This window comes from Mumia sp. zg.B21, assembly GCF_019550855.1.
Lineage (GTDB): Bacteria > Actinomycetota > Actinomycetes > Propionibacteriales > Nocardioidaceae > Mumia.
Window position 1 is genome coordinate 902768 of the sequence record NZ_JAHWCJ010000001.1, and the last position, 20693, is coordinate 923460.

Consider the following 20693-nt stretch of genomic DNA (forward strand, 5'->3'; position numbering starts at 1 on the left):
GGGCGTGCCGACCCTGATCCTCGTCCGTCACGGACGTACCGCCGCCAACGCCGACGGCGTGCTCGCCGGACGCAGCCGGGGCATCGGTCTCGACGACGTCGGTCTGGAGCAGGCCCGTGCGGTCGCCGACCGGCTGTCCGTCATTCCTCTCGCCCGCCTCGTCAGCAGCCCGCTCCTGCGGACGATGCAGACGGCGCGCCGGATCGCCGACGCGCAGAAGGAGAACGTCCAGGTCCGGCGGGAGGCCGGGCTGGTGGAGTGCGGCTACGGACGGTGGACCGGCAAGAAGATCGTCGATCTCGCGCGCGAGCCGTTGTGGGCGACGGTTCAGCAGCAGCCGAGCGCGGTCGAGTTCCCCGGCGGAGAGCGTCTCGCCGACGTCTCGGCCCGGGCGGTGGAGGCGGTCCGGCGGATCGATCGACGCGTCGAGCGGCGTCACGGTCCCGGGGCCGTGTGGGCTGCTGCGAGCCACGGCGACGTGATCAAGGCCGTGCTGGCGGACGCCCTCGGTCTCCACCTCGACCAGTTCCAGCGGATCGCGGTGGCCCCAGGATCGGTCAGCGTCATCACCTATGGCTCTCACCGCCCGAGCGTGCGCCACGTCAACGACCTCGGATCCGACCTCAGCGGGCTCGCCCCGGCCGCGGGGGGAGACCGCCCGTCCGGCGACGCGCCGGTCGGGGGAGGTGCCTGACCGTGCGCATCCCGCGGGGCAGGAGTCGCCGCCACCCAGGCCCCTGTCTAGGCTCGGTCCCATGCTGATCCACCGGTTCGAACGCCCACGGCGTTTCGTCGCGGGCACGGTCGGTGCCCCCGGTGAGCGGACCTTCTTCCTCCAGGCCAGCGACGGTGGTCGCGTGACGTCGGTCGCCCTCGAGAAGGAGCAGGTCCTGGTGCTCGCCGAGCGCCTCGAGGCGCTCCTCGTCGAGGTCGGAGGCGACGCAGGATCGGGCACGGCCCCCGAGCGCACGGTCGATCTCGACCCGCTCGACCAGCCGATCGAGGAGGAGTTCCGGGTCGGCACGATGACGCTCGCGTGGGAGCCCGAGGCGGGGGAGATCGTCGTCGAGGCGTTCGCGGCGACGGAGGACGAGGACACGGAGGCCAGCGACATGCTGGTCGTGACGCTGCGACCCGAGGTGGCTCTGGAGTTCGCCGAGCGCGCCAAGAGCGTCGTCGCCGCCGGTCGGCCGACCTGTCCGTTCTGCGGCGGTGTCGTCGAGGCCGAGGGACACCTCTGCCCCCGCGCCAACGGGTTCCGCCGAGTCGCGCGTGAGTGACCTGCGTGCCCTCTCGGAGGGAGAGCTGGAGGTCACGGGGCGACTCGTTGCGGCCTCGAACGGCACGTTCGTCGGACAGGTCGTCCAGGGCTCCCTCGCCACGGAGTGCGTCTACAAGCCGGTCCGGGGCGAGCGACCGCTGTGGGACTTCCCCGACGGCACGCTGGCGGCCAGGGAGTACGCGGCGTACCTCGTCTCCGAGGCCGCCGGCTGGCACGTCGTCCCTCCGACGGTGCTCCGTGACGGCCCGTTCGGCGTCGGCATGGTCCAGGAGTGGGTGGACGTCGACGTGGACGCGCCACAGGTCGCCGTCGTACCGGCCGACGAGACGCCCGACGGGTGGTTCGCCGTGGTGGACGCCGTCGACCTCGACGACCGGCCCGTCACGCTGCTGCACCGCGACACGCCCGACCTGCGGACGGTGGCGCTGTTCGACGCCGTCGTGAACAACGCCGACCGCAAGGGTGGGCACCTTCTCCCGTCGGACGGCCGGGTGCGCGGTTGCGACCACGGCCTGACCTTCCACGAGGAGCCCAAGCTCCGCACTGTCTTGTGGGGATGGTCCGGAGACGTCCTCGAGCCGGGGGAGCGGTCGCGGCTGGAGACCTTGCGCGCAGACGTCACCTCCGGTCCGCTGTGCGACGCGCTCGCGGACCTGCTGGCCGTCGACGAACGCAGGGCACTGACTCGCCGTATCGACCAGCTGCTCACGTCCGGGAGGATGCCCGACCCGGGGGACCGGTGGCCCACGATCCCGTGGCCACCGCTGTAGGGACCGCCTTATACCCTCAGGGCATGCGCGCCTGGACGTCCCCCGAAGTCCCCGACCTCTCCGAGCTGGGCCTCGGGCGCGGTTCTGCTGTCGAGGTCTTCGACACCTCGACGGGTGCGCTGACGGTGGCCGACCCGCCCGACCGGGCCCGCCTCTACGTCTGCGGCATCACCCCGTACGACGCCACGCACCTCGGCCACGCAGCGACGTACCTGACCTTCGACCTGCTTCAACGGGCGTGGCGCGACCGTGGTCTCGAGGTCCTCTACACGCAGAACATCACCGACGTCGACGACCCGTTGCTCGAGCGGGCGACCGCCACGGGGGTGGAGTGGAGCGAGCTGGCCAACCGCGAGATCCAGCTGTTCCGCGAGGACATGGCCGCGCTCCGCATCCTGGCCCCCGACCACTACATCGGCGCGGTGGAGTCGATCGACCTCGCCGTCGCGCTCGTGGAGCGCCTCCGTGACCGCGGGGTGACCTACGAGGTCGACGGAGACGTCTACTTCGCCGTGCGCGAGGACGCCGACTTCGGCAGCGTCTCCGGGTACGACCGCGCGACGATGCTGAGCCTGTTCGCGGAGCGCGGTGGAGACCCCGACCGCCCCGGCAAGCGTGATCCTCTGGACTGTCTGCTCTGGCAGGCCGAGCGCCCGGGCGAGCCGTCGTGGGACAGCCCGTTCGGTCGCGGGCGCCCGGGGTGGCACGTCGAGTGCGCCTCGATCGCGCTCGAGACGCTCGGCGAGGACTTCGACGTCCAGGGCGGCGGGACCGACCTGATCTTCCCGCACCACGAGATGTCCGCCTCCGAGGCGCACGCCGCGACGCAACACCGGTTCGCGCGGGCCTACGTGCACCAGGCCATGGTCGCCTACGACGGGGAGAAGATGTCGAAGTCGCTCGGCAACCTCGTGCTCGTGTCACGGCTCCGCGCCGACGGGCGCGACCCCGTCGCGATCCGTCTGGCACTGCTGGCGCACCACTACCGGACCGGCTGGGAGTGGGCCGACGGTGACATCGTCGACGCGCACAAGCGCCTCGCGAGGTGGCGTGAGGCGTTCGCTGCGGGCGGGCCGGCGGCGGCGCCTGTCGTGGCGGGGCTGCGCCAGGCCCTCGCCCGTGACCTCGACACCCCCCAGGCCCTCGCGGTCGTGGACGCCTGGGTGGACTCGGCCCTGGCCGGCCGCGAGTCGGACGACCACGACCCTGCCTCCGGCCGTGTGGTGGGCGCCGCCGTCGATGCGCTCCTCGGTGTCGTCTGAGCGGCATAGAGTGAAGGCGTGAGCGAGCACAGCAGCGATTTCCCTGGGGTCGTCGACCCGTGGATGGTCGTCGCCTTCGAGGGGTGGAACGACGCCGCCGAGGCGGCGACCGACGCCATCGACCATCTCATCGAGTGGTGGGACGCGGAGCTCATCGCCGAGCTCGACCCGGACGACTACTACGACTACCAGGTCAACCGGCCCTACATCGGTCGCGACGACGAGGGCGAGCGGTCGATCTCGTGGCCGACGACGCGGGTCTTCGTCGCCCGCCCGGTCGGCTCGGACCGTGACGTGCTGCTGGTGCGGGGGATCGAGCCCAACATGCGGTGGATGCCCTTCTGCGACGAGCTCCTGTCACTGGCCGACCGCTTCGCCGTGCGTGGCATCGTGACGCTCGGTGCGCTCCTCGCCGACACCCCGCACACCCGCCCCGTACCCGTCACCGGGTCCACCAGCGACGACCGGCTCGCCGCGCGCCTGCACGTCGAGGAGTCTCAGTACGAGGGCCCGACCGGGATCAACGGCGTCTTCGCCATGGCGAGCAGCGAGGCGGGGATCCCCACCGTCTCGCTCTGGGCGGCTGTCCCTCACTACGTGGCGCAGCCCCCGAGCCCGAAGGCGACCCTCGCACTGCTCGGCTACCTCGACGACGTGCTCGAGATCAGCCTGCCGCTGGGCGATCTTCGCGACCTTGCTCGCGCCTGGGAGCGAGGCGTCGAGGAGCTGGCGAGCTCGGACCCCGAGATCGCCGCCTACGTCGAGTCCCTCGAGGAGGCCCGGGACACCTCCGAGCTTCCGGAGGCCTCGGGTGACGCCATCGCGCGCGAGTTCGAGCGCTACCTCAAGCGCCGGTCGCGCGACACCGACACCTGAGCTGTCGGTCCCATACTGGTTTGCCCCTCCCGCGAGGGCCGCGCGAGACTGGTGCGGCCGTCCATGTCCATCCTTCCCCCCGAAGTGAGCCGATGAGCCTCAGCGACACCCGCCCGACGAAGACCTTGCCTGACGCGGTCCTGTGGGACCTCGACGGGACGATCGTGGACACCGAGCCGGTGTGGCTCGCGGCCGAGCTGTCCCTCGCCTCGCGCTACGGGGCCTCGTGGTCGGAGCAGGACGGGCTCGAGCTGGTCGGCAGCGACCTGCTCGCCGCCTCGAGGGAGATGAAGCGACGGATGGCCCTGCCGCTGTCGCCGGAGGAGATCGTCGACACGCTCGTCGCGGAGGTGGCCGCCTACATGTCGACCGGTGAGATCGCGTGGCGACCAGGCGCGCTGGAGCTGATCGGAGCGCTGGAGGCAGCGGGCGTGCCGCAGGCGCTCGTCACCATGTCCTACAAGGCGATCGCGACGCCCATGCTGGCCCGTGTACCGGGGGAGCCGTTCGGCGCGGTGGTGACCGGCGACGTGGTGAGCCAGGGCAAGCCGCACCCCGAGCCCTACCTCGCGGCGGCAGCTGCGCTCGGCGTCGATCCGCACCGGTGCGTGGCCATCGAGGACTCGACCACCGGCACCCGCTCGGCTGCGGCCGCCGGTTGCCACGTGCTCGTGGTCCCGAACCTGGTCGCTGTCGAGGAGGGCGAGCGCCGTACGCTCGTCGACTCGCTCGAAGGCACCAGGCCCTACGACCTCGGCGCCCTGCTCGACGTCTCGCGATGACGCTCGCGACGGTCCTCACCCTCGTCGGCATCGTCGGCACCGGCGTGATGGCCGGTGTCTACGTCGCCTTCTCCGTCATGGTGATGCCTGCTCTCGACCGCAGACCTCCCGGCGAGGCGGTCGGGTTCATGCAGGCCACCAACCGGTACGCCCTCCGGCCGCCGTTCCAGCTGGCGTTCTCCGGGACGGCGGCGGTGGCGGTCGCGCTGGCGGTGATCGCGTTCGTGGTCGACGACGCCGACCGCGGCCGGTTGCTGGTCGGGTCGGTCACCTATCTCCTGACGGTGGTGGTGACGGGGGTGTTCCACGTCCCGCGCAACAACGGGATCGACGCGGTGGACGCCGCCGACGCCGAGGCCTCATTGGTCGCCTGGAGGGCGTACTCGCGGCCCTGGCGGCTCGGCAACGATGTCCGCGCCCTCCTCTGCGTCCTCGCTCTCGTCGCCTACGCCGACGCGTTGCGCGTCGCCTGACCGCGCGTCCATCTCGCGCCACTCGGGCCGGAGCCCGGTCAGGCTCGTGGTCAGGAAGTACGTCAGGCCGAAGACGAGCAGCACGGGGGAGAGCCCGACAGCGGTGACCGCCACACCGGCGAGCAGTCCGCCGAGCGGCATCCCCGCCCAGGCGACGGAGTCGCTCAGGGCGCCGACCCGTCCGTAGAGGCGACGTGGGACGCGCTCGAAGAGGATGGCGCCGAGGATCGGGTTGAGGAAGCCGGCCCCGACTCCTCCGACGGCGAGCACGGCGACGACGACCGGACCTGGTACGTCGAGCAACAGGACGAGGAAGCGTGGCGCCCCGGCGACGAGGAAGCCCCCGAAGAAGACGAGCCGGCGCGGCATCCGGTGTGCCAGTGCCGAGGCGAGGAGGCTCCCGACGACCGCTCCTGCGCTCGACACGGTGAGGAGGAGCCCGACCGTCGCGGCACCGCCACCGGAGTCGCGGGCCCACACCGGGAGGAGAACACCGATGTAGGCGACGTCCAGGAGGTTCGTGATCCCCACCATCACCACGATGGCGACGAGAAGGGGATCCCGGCGGAGGAAGGAGGCACCCTCCGCGAGCTGGTGCAGGTAGCCGTCACCGGGCTCATCTGAGACTTCGGCGTCGGCGCGTGTGTGAGGTCGGCCCATGCCGCGGGGGAGGGCGAAGGCGACGACGACCGATCCCAGCACGAAGCAGGCAGCGTTGACGGCCACGCCGGCGACGGGGCCCGCGACCGCGATGAGCACCCCGCCCAACGCCGGACCGGCGGTGGAGGCGAGCCGCTCGACCGTCGACGACAGGCCGGTCGCCCGGACCAGGGGCACATGCGCACGCTCGGCCGCGTCGGGGACCATGATCTCCTTCGCCAGGTCGCCGGGGCCTCGTGCGGCGCCGACGACCGCGACCAGGATCAAGAAGACCGGGAGCGTCAGTCGGTCGACGGCGTACAGGACGGGGATGGTCGCCGCTGCGGCGGCGCTCACGAGATCGGCGCTCCACGAGATCGACCGACCACCGACGCGGTCGATCCAGGGACCGCTCAGCGCTTTGACGAGGACGTACGGAGCGAGCTCGAACAACGCCACGAGGCCGGTCTTGGTCGCGCTGCCCGTCGTCGCGAGGACGAACCACGGGAAGGCGACGGCAGACACCCGGGTGCCCGCGTTCGACACCGCCATGGCGAGGAGCAGGCCGAGCAGTGGGCGCACGGGCCCTCTCGCGCCGGTCGGTCGACGGCTCATCCCAGGCCGTCCCCGTCTCGGCCGTCTTCCGACGCGGTCTCCGGCTGGGGAAGCACCTGGAGGATGACGCTGACGCGGTCGGCGTCCTCGGGCGCACGGTTCTCCGGCACGTCGTAGCGGAACTCGCGGACGACGGTGTGGAGGCGTACGGCAAGGGTCTTGGCCTCGTCCGGCGTGAGTCGCAGCAGGTAGTCGCTCATCTCCAAGGTCCCGCGCCAGGCGCTCGGGAGCGTCGCGCGTTCGTTCACCGCCTGTTGCAGGAGAAGGGTGTAGTTGGCCGCGACCGAGCGCAGGTAGGTGTCCACGGCGTCATCGTCGGTCGGGTCGAGGTCATGGATGCGAAGCGTCGTGGACCGGTGCGCCGCCCGCCACCACCGGTCCCGTGCGTTGCCGCGCGTGGTGTCGTCCGCGACGAGGCCGGCCCGCTCGAGCTGGCGGAGATGGTACGACGCCGAACCCGAGCTGATGCTGAGCCGCTGACCGAGTTGCGTCGCGGTGGCGGGACCGTAGCGGCGCAGTGCCCCCAGGAGGGAGACGCGCAGCGGGTGGGCGAGAGCCTTGAGTGCGGAGGAGTCGAGGACGACGTGAGTCGGTTCGGCGGCCATCGGGCTACCGTAAAACTGCAAAGGTTCTTTGCAAAGAGTTTTTGCAAAGAACATTTGCAATTATTCGCGAGCGTCAGTCCGCGTCGACTGTGCTCTCGGCAGGCGAGTGGACGGCAGGCTCGATCGGCAGCGTGTCGCGCTCGGGGAGCGGTGGCGGGGTGCCTCCCCACTCGGGGCAGCGGGCCTTGTGGTCGCACCACCCGCACAGCGGGCTCTTGTGCGGGCGCCACTCGCCGGTGGTCGACGCCCGCTCGATCGCGGCCCACAGGGCGCGCAGCTTGCGCTCGGTCGCGAGTAGATCGGCCTCGTCGGGGGAGTATCGGAGGATCTCCTCGTTGCCGAGGTACATCAGCTGGAGCAGTGTCGGGACCGTCCCGGTGGTCCTCCACATCACCAGGGCGTAGAACTTCATCTGGAACATCGCCTTGGCCTCGAACACCTGCCGCGGCGCGCGCCCGGTCTTGTAGTCGACGACCCGCACCTCGCCTGTGGGCGCGACGTCGACCCGGTCGACGTAGCCACGCAGGAGGAGCCCACCGTCGATCACGGTCTCGACGTACTTCTCGCGCTCGGCGGGCTCGAGACGCCGAGGGTCCTCGAGAACGAAGTAGGACATGAGGAGGTCACCGGCGGTGCTCAGCCACTCGGCGAGAGCGTCGCCGTCGTCGAACAGCGCGGCCACCTCGGGCTCCGCCTCCTGGAGGCGCGCCCACGCGGGGCCGACCAGCGCACGCGCCCGCTCGAGCGTCCGCTCGCCGGGAGGTGCGTCGAAGAGCTCTTCGAGGACGGCGTGCACGAGCGTCCCGCGCACCGCGTCGGCCGACGGCTCCTCGGGCAGGCGGTCGACGACGCGGAAGCGGTAGAGGAGCGGACACGTCATGAAGTCGGCCGCACGGCTGGGCGAGAGGGATCCGACGACGTCGACGCCGTCCACCTCTGTGCGCTCGATCGTCTGTGTCCTCATGCCAACCAGCCTAGGCCAGCGGACCGACAGTCCCGGCGTGTCACGACCCGATACGGTGGAGGGTGTGAACGCGTCGTCCACACCCCCCACCCGTACCCGTCCACCGGGGACGTTGCGCATCGGTGGACCCGATACGGTGGAGGGTGTGAACGCGTCGTCCACACCCCCCACCCGTACCCGTCCACCGGGGACGTTGCGCATCGGTGAGATCGGGGGGATCGACGTCCTCGTGCGTTCCTCGTGGCTCGTCGTCGCGGTCCTCATCGCCTTCGTCCTCCAGCCGACGATCGAGGTGATCGCACCAGGGCTGGGCGCCCTCACGTTCGTGGCCGGGCTCGCGTTCGCGGTCCTGCTGTACCTCTCGGTCCTGCTCCACGAGATCTCGCACGCCCTCGTCGCGAAGGCCTTCGGCTACGAGGTCCGGTCGGTGACCCTGAACTTCCTCGGCGGCGTGACGGAGATCGAGGGAGAACCCGACACGCCGGGCCGCGAGTTCTGGATCGCGGTGGTCGGCCCCCTGACCTCTCTCGCGGTCGGCGCAGCGTCGTGGGGCCTGTCGTTGCTGATGCCCGACACGGGCCTGCTGCTCTTCGCCTTCCGCGCCCTGGCGCTGGCCAACATCGTGGTCGGTGTCCTCAATCTGCTCCCCGGCCTGCCGCTCGACGGCGGCCGGGTCTTCCGTGCCGCCGTCTGGAAGGCGACCGGCAGTCCGTACGCCGGTTCGGTCGCAGCCGGCTACGGCGGGCGCGCCGTGGCGGTGCTCGCGCTCGCGTACCCGTTCGTCGGCGGCGAGCTGCTCGGCTTCGACATCACGCTCCTCGACTACATGATCGCCTTCGTGGTCGCCCTGTTCCTGTGGACCGGGGCGACGCAGGCCCTGGTGGCGGCGCGGATCCGCCGCGGTCTTCCGGGGCTGACGGCGCGCGGGCTCGCTCGCCGGGCGATCGACGTGCCGCGCTCGACGACGGTCGGGCAGGCCATCGAGCAGGCCCGCGAGGCCGGCGCCGGAGCCATCGTCGTCCACGGTCCGACCGGCACGATCGACGGCATCGTGGACGAGCGAGCAGTGCTCGCCACACCGGAGGCCCGACGCCCGTGGGTCGACGTCGGAGCCCTGGCGCGTACGCTCTCCCCGGGCCTCGCACTGCCCGTCGATCTCGCCGGAGAGGCGCTGGTCCGGGCGTTGCAGAGGACACCGTCAAGTGAGTACCTCGTCGTCGACGGCGAGCACCTGTACGGCGTCCTCGTCACGGCGGACGTCGACAGCGCGTTCTCCGAGCGGGTCCGCGCTGGTGGCAGGCAGGGCGACGCAGGAAGGCAGACGCATGGATGAGCGACTCTCGGGAGTCCACCGCGGACCGATGGCGGTGGGCGAGTGGGTTCGACTCACCGACGCCAAGGGTCGGCGGCACAACATCCAGCTGGAGGAGGGCAAGAAGTTCTTCACCAAGCTCGGCGAGATCGCGCACGACGGGCTGATCGGCCAGCCGGAGGGCATCGTGGTCGAGTCGTCGCTGGGCGGCCAGTACCTCGTCTTCCGCCCGCTGATGCACGAGTACACGACGTCGATGCCTCGCGGGGCAGCCGTGATCTACCCCAAGGACGCCAGCCAGATCGTCACCTTCGCCGACATCTTCCCCGGGGCGCGCGTGCTCGAGGCGGGCGCCGGCTCGGGTGCTCTCACGACCTTCCTCCTGCGAGCCGTCGGCAAGGGAGGCCTCGTCTCGTCCTACGAGCAGCGTGAGGACTTCGCCGAGATCGCGACCCGCAACGTCGAACAGTTCTTCGGCGGCCCGCACCCCGCCTGGAGGCTCACGGTGGGCGGGCTCGGCGAGAGCCTCGTCGACACCGAGGTCGACCGGATGATCCTCGACATGGTCGACCCGTGGGAGTACGTCGCGCTCGCGGCCGACGTCCTGGTGCCGGGCGGCATCCTGTGCTGCTACGTCGCCACGACCACGCAGATGTCGCGGGTGGTCGAGACACTGCGCGCGCACGGCGAGTTCGCCGAGCCGTCGTCCTGGGAGACGATGCAGCGCGGATGGCACCTCGAGGGCCTGGCCGTGCGGCCGGAGCACTCCATGAACGGCCACACCGCCTTCCTGGTCACGTCGCGGCGGATGGCCCATGGGCAGCGGGCGCTCACCAAGAAGCGGCGCCCGGCCCCCGGCGCGTACGGCCCGGACTACTCGGGGCCGCGTCCCGCCGACCTCGCGGAGTGACCTGAATCACATCCCGGTATCTCATCGTAAGAACGCCGATTCGTACGAGCGGATGACGACCACAGGCGGGTAGTGTCGTCGTACGAGGAGCCAACACGCCGCGCACACGGGTCGACCCCGGCGGTGTTCGGGTCAGACGGTGTCACGGCCTTCGCGGGAGGTACGACATGAGCGAGTTCGACCACACCGATCGGCGCCCGCCTGCGAACGAGCAGACCGCCCACCAGCAGCAGGCCGAGATCGACTACCTGCGCGCCGAGGTCGAGCACCTCCGTCGGCGTCTCGCGACCGGCCGCCCGGACAGCACCGTCGACGCCCGCCTCGCCGAGACCGAGGCGCGCCTCGCCGCGGTCACCGCTCAGAACGCCCGGCTCGGCGACACCCTCCGCGAGGCGCGCGACCAGATCCTCTCGCTCAAGGAGGAGGTCGACAGGCTCGCGCAGCCGCCGACGGGGTTCGGCACGTTCATCCAGCAGAACGAGGACGACACCGTCGACGTGTTCACCGGCGGCCGCAAGCTGCGCGTCAACGTGAGCCCGTCGGTCGAGGCGGAGGATCTCCGTCGCGGTCAGGAGGTCATCCTCAACGAGGCCCTCAACGTCGTCGCCGCGCTCGACTACGAGACCGTGGGCGAGGTCGTCATGCTCAAGGAGCTGCTCGCCGACGGGGAGCGCGCGCTCGTCATCGGCAACGCCGACGAGGAGCGGATCGCGCGCATCGCCGACTCGCTCATGGACACGCGCCTGCGCGCCGGCGACTCCCTCCTGCTCGACTCCCGCGCCGGATACGTCTACGAGCGTGTCCCGAAGTCGGAGGTGGAGGAGCTCGTGCTGGAGGAGGTCCCCGACATCGACTACTCGAGCATCGGAGGCCTCCAGGGCCAGATCGAGTCGATCCGCGACGCGGTCGAGCTGCCCTACCTCTATCCGGAGATCTTCATCGAGCACGAGCTCAAGCCGCCCAAGGGCGTCCTTCTGTACGGCCCGCCCGGGTGCGGCAAGACGCTGATCGCGAAGGCGGTCGCGAGCTCGCTCGCCAAGAAGGTGTCGGCCAAGACGGGGGAGGAGGGCCGGTCCTACTTCCTCAACATCAAGGGCCCCGAGCTGCTCAACAAGTACGTCGGCGAGACCGAGCGCCACATCCGGCTCGTGTTCCAGCGAGCACGCGAGAAGGCGAGCGAGGGCACGCCGGTCATCGTCTTCTTCGACGAGATGGACTCCCTGTTCCGCACCCGCGGCTCGGGCGTCTCCTCCGACGTCGAGAACACGATCGTGCCGCAGCTGCTGAGCGAGATCGACGGCGTGGAGGGCCTCGAGAACGTCCTCGTCATCGGTGCCTCCAACCGCGAGGACATGATCGACCCCGCCATCTTGCGACCAGGTCGTCTCGACGTGAAGATCAAGATCGAGCGGCCCGACGCCGAGTCCGCCCGCGACATCTTCTCCAAGTACCTGACGCCCAGCCTCCCGCTGCACGAGGACGACCTCGGGGAGTTCGGTGGTGACCGGGTGGCGTGCGTCAACGGCATGATCCAGCGCACCGTCGAGCGGATGTACACCGAGTCCGAGGAGAACCGATTCTTGGAGGTCACCTACGCCAATGGTGACAAGGAAGTCCTCTACTTCAAGGACTTCAACTCCGGCGCGATGATCCAGAACATCGTCGACCGGGCAAAGAAGATGGCGATCAAGGACTTCCTCGAGCTGCGCCAGAAGGGTCTGCGCGTCCAGCACCTGCTCCAGGCGTGCCTCGACGAGTTCAAGGAGAACGAAGACCTGCCCAACACGACCAACCCCGACGACTGGGCGCGGATCTCGGGCAAGAAGGGCGAGCGGATCGTCTTCATCCGTACGCTCATCTCCGGCAAGCAGGGCAGCGAGCCGGGTCGGTCCATCGACACCGTCGCCAACACCGGGCAGTACCTCTGACCGCTGGACCGAGGCACCGCACAATGGAGTGCGTGCCTCCGATCCTGTCCGCTCTCGACATCCGTGTCGTGGGCTACGACCATCCCGACGCCGTCCTGCTCGTCTCCGAGGTCCAGGCGGAGTACGCGCGGCGGTACGGCACGCCTGACCAGGGACCCGCCGACGCCGACGAGTTCCGCGGGCCCGGGGGAGTGTTCGCCGTGGCGTACGCCGACGGGACTCCTGTCGCGACGGGCGGGTGGAGGCGCTTGGGCGACGACCGCGCCGAGATCAAGCGGATGTACGTCCGTGAGTGGGCGCGCGGTCGTGGCTACGCCCGCGCGATGCTCGCCTGGCTGGAGGAGACCGCGGCGGCAGCGGGTGCGAGGGCGATCATCCTGGAGACCGGGCGGCCGCAGCCGGAGGCGATCGCGCTCTACCGTTCGTCGGGCTACACCGACGTCGAGCCGTTCGGTTACTACGCCGACGACCCGCTCTCGCTCTATCTCGGCAAGACTCTCGCCTGACGCCGCGGCGGCGCCGCTGTGACGGCGGGTCCACATGGCGGACGCACGCCGCGGGGGCGACGTGGGCGACCGTCCGTCGACTAGTCTCGAAACCGGCGCTCCTGCGCCAATCACCCCATTTCGGAAGGGCACGCGTCGTGAGCAGCAACCTCCGTCCGGACGCGACCGACGAGCTGACTGAGGCACTCCGGTCGCGCATCCTGGTGCTCGACGGGGCGATGGGCACCGCGATCCAACGCGACCGGCCCGACGAGGCCGGCTACCGCGGCGAGCGCTTCAAGGACTGGCCCTCCGACGTGCAGGGCAACAACGACCTGCTGACTCTCACGCAGCCCCAGCTCATCGCCGCCATCCACCGCGAGTACCTCGACGCCGGCGCCGACCTCATCGAGACCAACACCTTCAACGCCACCGCGATCTCGCTGAGCGACTACGGCATGGGAGACCTCGCGTACGAGCTCAACTACGAGTCGGCCCGGCTCGCGCGCGAGGTCGCCGACGAGGTCGGGCAGGCGACGGGACGTCCGCGATACGTCGTCGGGGCGCTCGGGCCGACCACACGCACGGCCTCGATCTCACCCGACGTGAACGACCCCGGCGCGCGCAACGTCACCTACGACCAGCTGGTCGACGCGTACGCCACCGCGACCCGGGGCCTCCTCGACGGCGGTGCCGACGTCATCGCCATCGAGACGATCTTCGACACGCTCAACGCGAAGGCGGCCATCTTCGCCGTCGAGACCGTGTTCGCCGATCACGGCCGTCGGTGGCCGATCATCATCTCCGGCACGATCACCGACGCGTCCGGCCGTACGTTGTCGGGGCAGGTCACCGAGGCCTTCTGGCACTCGGTCCGGCACGCCCGGCCGCTGCTCGTCGGCCTCAACTGCGCGCTCGGGGCCAAGGAGATGCGGCCCTACATCGCCGAGATCGCGCGGATCGCCGACACGTTCGTCAGCTGCTACCCCAACGCCGGTCTCCCGAACGCCTTCGGTGAGTACGACGAGGCACCCGACGAGACGGCGGCGATCCTCGCCGAGTTCGCCGACGCAGGGTTCGTGAACCTCGTCGGTGGTTGCTGCGGGACGACGCCGGCGCACATCGCGGCGATCGCGCGCGAGGTGGCGGACAAGACGCCGCGGGTCCCACCGACGGCCGTGCCGGCGCTGCGGCTGGCCGGTCTGGAGCCCGTCACCGTCGTCGACGACACGCTCTTCGTCAACGTCGGAGAGCGCACCAACATCACCGGGTCCGCCCGCTTCCGCAACCTGATCAAGGCAGGTGACTACTCGGCGGCTCTCGACGTGGCGCGCCAGCAGGTCGAGAGCGGCGCGCAGGTGATCGACGTCAACATGGACGAGGGCATGATCGACGGGGTGGAGGCGATGGTGAGGTTCCTCAACCTCATCGCGTCCGAGCCCGACATCAGCCGTGTCCCGATCATGGTCGACTCCTCCAAGTGGGAGGTGATCGAGGCTGGTCTCAAGTGCGTCCAGGGCAAGCCGATCGTCAACTCCGTCTCGATGAAGGAGGGGGAGGAGGCCTTCGTCGAGCACGCCCGGCTGTGCCGCCGCTACGGTGCGGCGATCGTCGTCATGGCCTTCGACGAGGACGGCCAGGCCGACAACCTCGAGCGCCGCAAGGAGATCTGCGAGCGTGCGTACCGCCTGCTCGTCGACGACGTGGGCTTCCCCGCCGAGGACATCATCTTCGACCCGAACGTCTTCGCCGTCGCCACCGGCATCGAGGAGCACGCGGCATACGGCGTCGACTTCATCGAGGCGACCCGCTGGATCAAGCAGAACCTTCCTCACGCGCTGGTGTCGGGCGGGGTGTCCAACGTGTCGTTCTCGTTCCGCGGCAACAACGCCGTGCGCGAGGCCATCCACGCCGTGTTCCTGTATCACGCGATCAGTGCCGGGATGGACATGGGCATCGTGAACGCCGGTGCGCTCGAGGTCTACGCCGAGGTGCCCGAGGTGCTGCGCGACCGCATCGAGGACGTCGTCCTCAACCGCAGGCCGGACGCCACCGAGAGGCTGCTGGACATCGCGGCCGACTTCGCCGGGGACGGCGCGGTCAGAGAGGTCGCCAACGAGGAGTGGCGGTCGCTGCCGGTGGGGGAGCGGATCACCCACGCGCTCGTGAAGGGCATCGACACGTACGCCGAGTCCGACACCGAGGAGCTGCGCCAGGTCATCGCCGCGCGCGGGGGCCGGCCGATCGAGGTCATCGAAGGCCCGCTGATGGCCGGGATGAACGTCGTGGGCGACCTGTTCGGCGAGGGCAAGATGTTCCTGCCGCAGGTGGTGAAGTCGGCGCGCGTCATGAAGAAGGCGGTGGCGCACCTGATCCCGTTCATCGAGGCCGAGCGTCAACCGGGTGATGTCGAGCGGACCAACGGCAAGGTGGTCATGGCGACGGTCAAGGGCGACGTCCACGACATCGGCAAGAACATCGTCGGCGTCGTCCTCCAGTGCAACAACTACGACGTCGTCGATCTTGGCGTGATGGTGCCGGCTCAGAAGATCCTCGACGCCGCGAAGGCCGAAGGTGCCGACGTGATCGGGCTCTCGGGCCTGATCACGCCGTCGCTCGACGAGATGGTCAACCTCGCCGGCGAGATGGAGCGGCAGGGCTTCGACATCCCGCTGCTCATCGGCGGTGCGACGACGTCGCGCGCCCACACGGCGGTCAAGGTCGACAAGAAGTACCACGGTCCGGTCATCTGGGTGAAGGACGCCTCGCGCTCGGTACCTGTCGTCGCGGCCCTGCTGTCCGACGACCAGCGGCCGCGGCTCCTCGCCGAGACCGAGGCCGACTACGAGGCGCTGCGAGAGCGCCACGCGGCGCGGCAGAGCAGCCGGTCGCTGCTCCCGCTCGAGAAGGCCCGCGCGCAGGCGACACCGATCGACTGGAGCGACTACCGGCCTCCACGTCCGCACATGCTGCTCCAGCAGGCGCGCGACGTGTGCTCGGGTGCCGGGTGCGACCACCGCCACGACGGGCACGTCCAGCTCGTCCGCACGCTCACCGACTACTCGCTCGAGGAGCTGCGCGGCTACATCGACTGGCAGCCGTTCTTCAACGCGTGGGAGATGCGCGGCAAGTTCCCCGACATCCTCAACAACCCGTCGACCGGCGAGGCCGCCCGCAAGCTCTACGACGACGCCCAGGTGATGCTCGACCAGATCGTCGCCGAGAAGTGGGTCCGCGCCAACGGGGTGTTCGGTCTCTTCCCGGCCAGCCAGGTGCCTGGCGACGACATCGAGGTCTATACCGACGAGTCGCGGAGCGAGGTGCTGACGACCTTGCACACGCTCCGCCAGCAGGGCGAGGGGCGAGAGGGATCCCCGCGCAAGTCGCTCGCCGACTTCGTCGCTCCGAAGGCGACCGGGCTGCGTGACTACGTCGGTGCCTTCGCGGTGACCGCGGGGCTCGGCGTGTCCGAGAAGGCCGCCGAGTTCAAGAAGAACCTCGACGACTACAGCGCGATCCTCCTGGAGTCGCTGGCCGACCGGCTCGCGGAGGCCTTCGCCGAGCGCCTGCACGAGCGGGTCCGCAAGGAGTTCTGGGGCTATGCGCCGGACGAGGCGCTGACGAACGAGGCGCTGATCAAGGAGGGTTACGTCGGCATCCGGCCTGCCCCTGGATACCCTGCCTGTCCGGAGCACACCGAGAAGCAGACGATCTGGGAGCTCCTCGACGTCGAGAAGAACGCCGGGATCGAGCTGACCGACAGCATGGCGATGTGGCCTGGTGCGGCCGTCAGCGGTCTCTACTTCTCGCACCCGGAGTCGCAGTACTTCGTGCTGGGTCGCATCGGTCGCGACCAGGTCGAGGACTATGCCGCGCGCAAGGGCTGGACGGTCGCCGAGGCAGAGAAGTGGCTCTCGCCCAACCTCGGCTACCGCACCGACGAGGACTGACGGGCGCGAAGCCAGGGTCCGACCAGTGCGCGGGAGTCCGGCACGAGTGGCCACGCCGGGTCGCCGAGGCGGCGCACGACCTCGGTCAGCGGCATCCATCCGCCCCAGGCGACCTCCTCCGGCTGCCAGCGGACCGGGCCGTCCCATCCCTCGACGAGGTAGCCGAACGCCTCGTACGAGGTGTGCTCGTCCTCGTACCGGCCGGTGAAGATCGGCTGGAGCGGGGCCGCGGTGATCCCGAGCTCCTCGGCGAGCTCGCGGACGGCGCCGTCACAGGGGGCCTCGTCCGCGAGAAGGACGCCGCCCGCGCACACGTCGTACATGCCAGGGAAGACGTCCTTGGACGTGGTGCGCCGGTGCACGTAGACCTGTCCCGCGGGATCGAGGACGACCACGGCGGTGGCCGCGTGGTGAAGGTTCTCGGCCCGGACACGCGACCGCGGAGCCGACCCGGCCGGTCGTCCGTCCCTGCTGTACAGCGCCACGATCTCGTCCACGCCGCCATCATGACAGCGCGGTTCCGGGGCGGCGTCGGTCACACTGGCTAGGCTGGCGACATGACGGTGCGACGGGTGATGGGTTCCGAGGTCGAGTACGGCATCTCGGTCAAGGGTCAGCCCACGGCCAACCAGATGGTGGCCTCGACCCAGGTCGTCAACGCCTACGCGAGCGCCCACGGGCTGACGCGCCGCGCCCGCTGGGACTTCGAAGAAGAAAACCCCCTGCGCGACGCGCGCGGCTTCGACCTCAGCCGCGATCGTGCCGACTCGACGCAGCTGACCGACGAGGACCTGGGCCTCGCCAACGTGATCCTGACCAACGGTGCCCGCCTCTACGTCGACCACGCCCACCCCGAATACTCCACTCCCGAGTGCACCAACCCCCGCGACGTCGTGCTGTGGGAGAAGGCCGGCGAGCTCGTCATGCAGCGCGGCGCCGACCTGGCCTCGCAGCTCCCGGGATCCCCGGGCCTGCTCCTCTACAAGAACAACGTCGACAACAAGGGCGCCTCGTACGGCTCCCACGAGAACTACCTCATGCGGCGAGACGTGCCGTTCGGCGCGATCGTGGAGCATCTGACGCCGTTCTTCGTCTCCCGGCAGGTCATCTGCGGAGCAGGCCGCGTCGGGCGCCAGCAAGACGGGTCCGAGAGCGGCTTCCAGATCAGCCAGCGCGCCGACTACTTCGAGGTCGGCGTGGGCCTCGAGACGACGCTCAAGCGGCCGATCATCAACACCCGCGACGAGCCGCACGCCGACCCCTCTAAATATCGCCGCCTCCACGTCATCATCGGCGACGCCAACATGTCGGAGATCGCCGGCTACCTCAAGATGGGCGCCACCTCGCTGGTGCTGGCGATGATCGAGTCCGGCGAGCTCTCGAGCGGTCTCGAGCTGGCGCAGCCGGTCAACGCGCTGCACGCCATCTCCCACGACGCGTCCCTGCGCACCGCGGTGGAGCTCGCGGACGGTCGGACCATCACGGCGCTCGACCTCCAGTGGAGCTATCTCGAGAAGGCCCAGGCCTTCGTCGCGCGGGGCCATGACGGAGACGACCCGGCTGCAGGACAGACCAAGGACGTCCTGGACCGCTGGGAGTCGGTGCTGACCCGGCTCGCCGAGGACCCGTTCCAGCTCCGGGACGAGCTCGACTGGGTGGCCAAGCTGGCACTCCTCGAGTCCTACCGCGAGCGCGACTCGCTCGACTGGGACCACGCAAAGCTCCACCTCGTCGACCTCCAGTACGCCGATCTCCGACCCACGAAGGGCCTGTACCACCAGCTCGTCCGCACCGGCCGGATGAAGCGCCTGCTCTCCGACACCGAGATCGAGAGGGCGGTCACGCAGCCGCCCGAAGACACCCGCGCCTACTTCCGAGGACAGTGCCTCACCCGCTATCCGGAGTCGGTCGCGGCGGCCTCGTGGGACTCCGTGATCTTCGACCTCCCAGGCCGGGACACCCTCCAGCGCGTCCCGACCATGGAGCCGTTGCGCGGGACCCGCGAGCACGTCGGCGGGCTCTTCGAGGCGCACAGCACCGCCCAGGGGCTGTTCGACGCGATCACCCGGCGCTGACCGGCGTCAGGGAGCCTCACGCGGTTCGCGGGGCAGGCCGTCGATGACGAGCTCGACCCTCAGGTCCGGTCCACCAGCCCGGGCCAGTGTCTCGAGAGCGTCAGCGGAGAGCGCCGCAAGCGCGGGCGCCGGCCAGAAGCGCACCGTCGTCCCGGTGCTCCCGTCGGCGGTGAACGGCTCCAGGACGGTCACCGGCACGCCGTGCTCGTAGCACTGCCGCCACGAGCCGCTCGAACGACGGTTCTCGTGGACGAGCCGTGCGCTCAACGCCGCGACGACCGACAATCCGCGGCGGGGCTGGCCGTCGGCGAGGAGCGGGGGAGCGGCGGCGTCGAAGAACCGGAGGTCACGGGTGGCCATCACCGGCTTCTTGACGAGCACGCCGTGGGCGTCGGTGCGGGTGTCCGTCCCACGGCCGTCGTCGGCGACCGAGACCGATCCGTCCGCGTGAAGGGTGATGACTGCCTGCCCACCACCACGGGACTCAGCCTCGTCGGCAGCGTAGGCGAGCACCTCGAGCACGAGGTGCAGGGTGCCTCCCGGTGCATACGTCTCGACCGCCTCCGCGATGGCGGCGAGGTGGTCGAGGTCGACGGTCGCGTGCCAGTCGTGGGTGGTGTTCTCCCAGGTGTCCCCGCGGCTCCGATCCATCGGCACAGTCTTTCAGCGCGTTCGGTCACCAGGCCGGTATAGGGTCGAGTCGACGGCACGAAGAGCCGACTCGAGGAGGTTGCGATGGCACGCGACGGTGGGCAGCAGCACAAGACCACACGCAAGAGCACCGAGGGTGAGGACGACGTCCAGGTCGACACCTCGGAGGACGTCGCCGAGCGCAAAGAAAAGCTCGACGACGACATCGACTCCATCCTCGACGAGATCGACGACGTCCTCGAGGAGAACGCCGAGGAGTTCGTCCGCAGCTTCGTCCAGAAGGGCGGGCAGTGATGCTGCCTGAGGCCTTCCTCGCGGCCGGTTCGTCGTCCTTCACCGAGTTCCTCGCACGACACCAGCCCGAGCTGCTCCCGGCCGCCCGGCTCGCCGACGCGTCGGTCGCCCAGCCGCTGACGCACGCGACGACCATCGTCGCGGCCACCTTCCCGGGCGGCGTCGTCATGGCCGGCGACAGGCGGGCCACGATGGGCAACGTCATCGCCCAGCGCGACATCCAGAAGGTCTTCCCGGCCGACGAGTACTCTGCCGTCGGCATCGCCGGCACGGCAGGGATCGCCGTCGAGATGACGCGCCTGTTCCAGCTCGAGCTCGAGCACTACGAAAAGATCGAGGGCATCCCCCTCTCGACCGACGGCAAGGCCAACCGCCTCGCGACGCTCATCCGCAACAACCTCGCGATGGCCATGCAGGGACTCGCCGTCGTGCCGCTCTTCGCCGCCTACGACCACGACACCGCGGTCGGCCGGATCTTCGTCTTCGACGTGACCGGCAACCGCAACGAAGAGCGCTCGTTCCACTCGGTCGGATCCGGGTCGACCTTCGCCCGTGGTGCCCTCAAAAAGCTCTACCGTCCCGACCTCGACGAGACCGAGGCCGTGACGGCCTGCATCCAGGCGCTGTACGACGCGGCCGACGACGACTCGGCGACCGGCGGGCCCGACCTGACGCGTCGGATCTTCCCGATGGTCGCCGTGATCACCGCCGACGGCTACCGGGCCTACGACGACGACGTGACAGCGGCGATCGCCGACCGTGTGATCGGGGGCCGCATGGTCCGCCCGGACGGGCCATCAGCCCCGCTGGAGTGACGCAT

General features: G+C 70.1%; 20 protein-coding genes. 15 read left to right on the plus strand and 5 right to left on the minus strand.

Going from position 1 to position 20693, the window contains the following annotated elements:
- Nucleotides 1-4: 4 nt before the first annotated feature.
- From KV100_RS04415 to KV100_RS04445, 7 genes are all read left to right on the plus strand, one after another.
- Nucleotides 5-694 (plus strand): MSMEG_4193 family putative phosphomutase, encoded by a 690-nt coding sequence (locus KV100_RS04415; RefSeq protein ID WP_220341674.1) that lies wholly within the window; start codon nucleotides 5-7, stop codon nucleotides 692-694.
- A 61-nt stretch (nucleotides 695-755) separates the two neighbouring features.
- Nucleotides 756-1280: a DUF3090 family protein gene (locus KV100_RS04420; RefSeq protein WP_220341675.1), complete on the plus strand. Its 525-nt coding sequence runs from the start codon at nucleotides 756-758 to the stop codon at nucleotides 1278-1280.
- Nucleotides 1273-2052, plus strand: coding sequence for an SCO1664 family protein (locus KV100_RS04425; RefSeq protein ID WP_220341676.1), 780 nt, complete (start codon nucleotides 1273-1275; stop codon nucleotides 2050-2052). Before KV100_RS04420 ends, KV100_RS04425 begins: the two co-directional genes overlap by 8 nt.
- Nucleotides 2053-2075: 23 nt before the next feature.
- Entirely contained in the window at nucleotides 2076-3314 is a 1239-nt protein-coding gene (mshC, locus tag KV100_RS04430; RefSeq protein ID WP_220341677.1) for a cysteine--1-D-myo-inosityl 2-amino-2-deoxy-alpha-D-glucopyranoside ligase, read from the plus strand.
- Nucleotides 3315-3332: 18 nt separating this feature from the next.
- Complete coding sequence (locus KV100_RS04435; protein WP_308289333.1) at nucleotides 3333-4190, plus strand: PAC2 family protein; 858 nt, start codon at nucleotides 3333-3335, stop codon at nucleotides 4188-4190.
- 92 nt (nucleotides 4191-4282) lie between these two features.
- On the plus strand, nucleotides 4283-4972 hold the full coding sequence (locus KV100_RS04440; protein WP_220341678.1) for an HAD family phosphatase: 690 nt from the start codon (nucleotides 4283-4285) through the stop codon (nucleotides 4970-4972).
- Complete coding sequence (locus KV100_RS04445) at nucleotides 4969-5445, plus strand: DUF1772 domain-containing protein (protein WP_220341679.1); 477 nt, start codon at nucleotides 4969-4971, stop codon at nucleotides 5443-5445. The genes KV100_RS04440 and KV100_RS04445 overlap by 4 nt, the downstream gene beginning before the upstream one ends.
- Here the strand turns inward: KV100_RS04445 and KV100_RS04450 are convergent.
- The 3 genes from KV100_RS04450 to KV100_RS04460 form a co-directional block, all read right to left on the minus strand.
- Nucleotides 5332-6666 (minus strand): MFS transporter, encoded by a 1335-nt coding sequence (locus tag KV100_RS04450; protein WP_220341680.1) that lies wholly within the window; start codon nucleotides 6664-6666, stop codon nucleotides 5332-5334. The two genes, KV100_RS04445 and KV100_RS04450, sit on opposite strands and share 114 nt — an antisense overlap.
- A 29-nt stretch (nucleotides 6667-6695) precedes the next feature.
- On the minus strand, nucleotides 6696-7304 hold the full coding sequence (locus KV100_RS04455) for a transcriptional regulator (RefSeq protein ID WP_220341681.1): 609 nt from the start codon (nucleotides 7302-7304) through the stop codon (nucleotides 6696-6698).
- Nucleotides 7305-7377: 73 nt separating this feature from the next.
- A complete protein-coding gene (locus tag KV100_RS04460; RefSeq protein ID WP_220341682.1) occupies nucleotides 7378-8268 on the minus strand; it encodes a PD-(D/E)XK nuclease family protein in 891 nt (296 codons plus the stop codon).
- Nucleotides 8269-8413: 145 nt separating this feature from the next.
- Between KV100_RS04460 and KV100_RS04465 the strand changes: the two genes are divergently transcribed.
- The 5 genes from KV100_RS04465 to metH all read left to right on the plus strand — a co-directional run bounded on the left by KV100_RS04465 (nucleotide 8414) and on the right by metH (nucleotide 16853).
- On the plus strand, nucleotides 8414-9601 hold the full coding sequence (locus tag KV100_RS04465; protein WP_308291331.1) for a site-2 protease family protein: 1188 nt from the start codon (nucleotides 8414-8416) through the stop codon (nucleotides 9599-9601).
- Nucleotides 9594-10490: a tRNA (adenine-N1)-methyltransferase gene (locus KV100_RS04470; protein WP_220341684.1), complete on the plus strand. Its 897-nt coding sequence runs from the start codon at nucleotides 9594-9596 to the stop codon at nucleotides 10488-10490. Before KV100_RS04465 ends, KV100_RS04470 begins: the two co-directional genes overlap by 8 nt.
- 167 nt (nucleotides 10491-10657) lie before the next feature.
- Entirely contained in the window at nucleotides 10658-12418 is a 1761-nt protein-coding gene (gene arc, locus KV100_RS04475) for a proteasome ATPase (protein ID WP_220341685.1), read from the plus strand.
- Nucleotides 12419-12450: 32 nt separating this feature from the next.
- Entirely contained in the window at nucleotides 12451-12924 is a 474-nt protein-coding gene (locus KV100_RS04480) for a GNAT family N-acetyltransferase (protein WP_308289331.1), read from the plus strand.
- 137 nt (nucleotides 12925-13061) lie between these two features.
- Complete coding sequence (gene metH, locus KV100_RS04485) at nucleotides 13062-16853, plus strand: methionine synthase (protein WP_220341687.1); 3792 nt, start codon at nucleotides 13062-13064, stop codon at nucleotides 16851-16853.
- On the opposite strand, the gene KV100_RS04490 is transcribed toward metH, so the two are convergent.
- The gene (locus tag KV100_RS04490) at nucleotides 16832-17350 is read right to left on the minus strand and encodes an NUDIX hydrolase (RefSeq protein WP_220341688.1); all 519 of its coding nucleotides are present in this window, start codon (nucleotides 17348-17350) and stop codon (nucleotides 16832-16834) included. The genes metH and KV100_RS04490 overlap by 22 nt on opposite strands.
- A gap of 60 nt (nucleotides 17351-17410) precedes the next feature.
- On the opposite strand from KV100_RS04490, the gene dop reads away from it, so the two are divergent.
- Complete coding sequence (dop, locus tag KV100_RS04495) at nucleotides 17411-18928, plus strand: depupylase/deamidase Dop (protein WP_255559174.1); 1518 nt, start codon at nucleotides 17411-17413, stop codon at nucleotides 18926-18928.
- A 6-nt stretch (nucleotides 18929-18934) separates the two neighbouring features.
- Here the strand turns inward: dop and KV100_RS04500 are convergent, their stop codons facing one another.
- Nucleotides 18935-19579 carry a hypothetical protein gene (locus KV100_RS04500; RefSeq protein WP_220341689.1) on the minus strand — a complete coding sequence of 215 codons (645 nt, stop codon included), beginning with the start codon at nucleotides 19577-19579 and terminating at the stop codon, nucleotides 18935-18937.
- A gap of 84 nt (nucleotides 19580-19663) precedes the next feature.
- On the opposite strand from KV100_RS04500, the gene KV100_RS04505 reads away from it, so the two are divergent.
- Together KV100_RS04505 and prcB are read left to right on the plus strand one after the other, a co-directional pair.
- Nucleotides 19664-19873, plus strand: a complete 210-nt coding sequence (locus KV100_RS04505) for a ubiquitin-like protein Pup (protein ID WP_220341690.1) — start codon at nucleotides 19664-19666, stop codon at nucleotides 19871-19873.
- Complete coding sequence (gene prcB / locus KV100_RS04510) at nucleotides 19873-20688, plus strand: proteasome subunit beta (protein WP_220341691.1); 816 nt, start codon at nucleotides 19873-19875, stop codon at nucleotides 20686-20688. Before KV100_RS04505 ends, prcB begins: the two co-directional genes overlap by 1 nt.
- Nucleotides 20689-20693: the final 5 nt, after the last annotated feature.

Coding starts and splice junctions, on each gene's coding strand:
- KV100_RS04420 (WP_220341675.1), top strand. CDS start 756: ATGCTGATCCACCGGTTCGAACGCCCACGGCGTTTCGTCGCGGGCACG.
- mshC (WP_220341677.1), top strand. CDS start 2,076: ATGCGCGCCTGGACGTCCCCCGAAGTCCCCGACCTCTCCGAGCTGGGC.
- KV100_RS04440 (WP_220341678.1), top strand. CDS start 4,283: ATGAGCCTCAGCGACACCCGCCCGACGAAGACCTTGCCTGACGCGGTC.
- KV100_RS04445 (WP_220341679.1), top strand. CDS start 4,969: ATGACGCTCGCGACGGTCCTCACCCTCGTCGGCATCGTCGGCACCGGC.
- KV100_RS04455 (WP_220341681.1), bottom strand. CDS start 7,304: ATGGCCGCCGAACCGACTCACGTCGTCCTCGACTCCTCCGCACTCAAG.
- KV100_RS04460 (WP_220341682.1), bottom strand. CDS start 8,268: ATGAGGACACAGACGATCGAGCGCACAGAGGTGGACGGCGTCGACGTC.
- KV100_RS04470 (WP_220341684.1), top strand. CDS start 9,594: ATGGATGAGCGACTCTCGGGAGTCCACCGCGGACCGATGGCGGTGGGC.
- arc (WP_220341685.1), top strand. CDS start 10,658: ATGAGCGAGTTCGACCACACCGATCGGCGCCCGCCTGCGAACGAGCAG.
- dop (WP_255559174.1), top strand. CDS start 17,411: ATGACGGTGCGACGGGTGATGGGTTCCGAGGTCGAGTACGGCATCTCG.
- KV100_RS04500 (WP_220341689.1), bottom strand. CDS start 19,579: ATGGATCGGAGCCGCGGGGACACCTGGGAGAACACCACCCACGACTGG.
- KV100_RS04505 (WP_220341690.1), top strand. CDS start 19,664: ATGGCACGCGACGGTGGGCAGCAGCACAAGACCACACGCAAGAGCACC.
- prcB (WP_220341691.1), top strand. CDS start 19,873: ATGCTGCCTGAGGCCTTCCTCGCGGCCGGTTCGTCGTCCTTCACCGAG.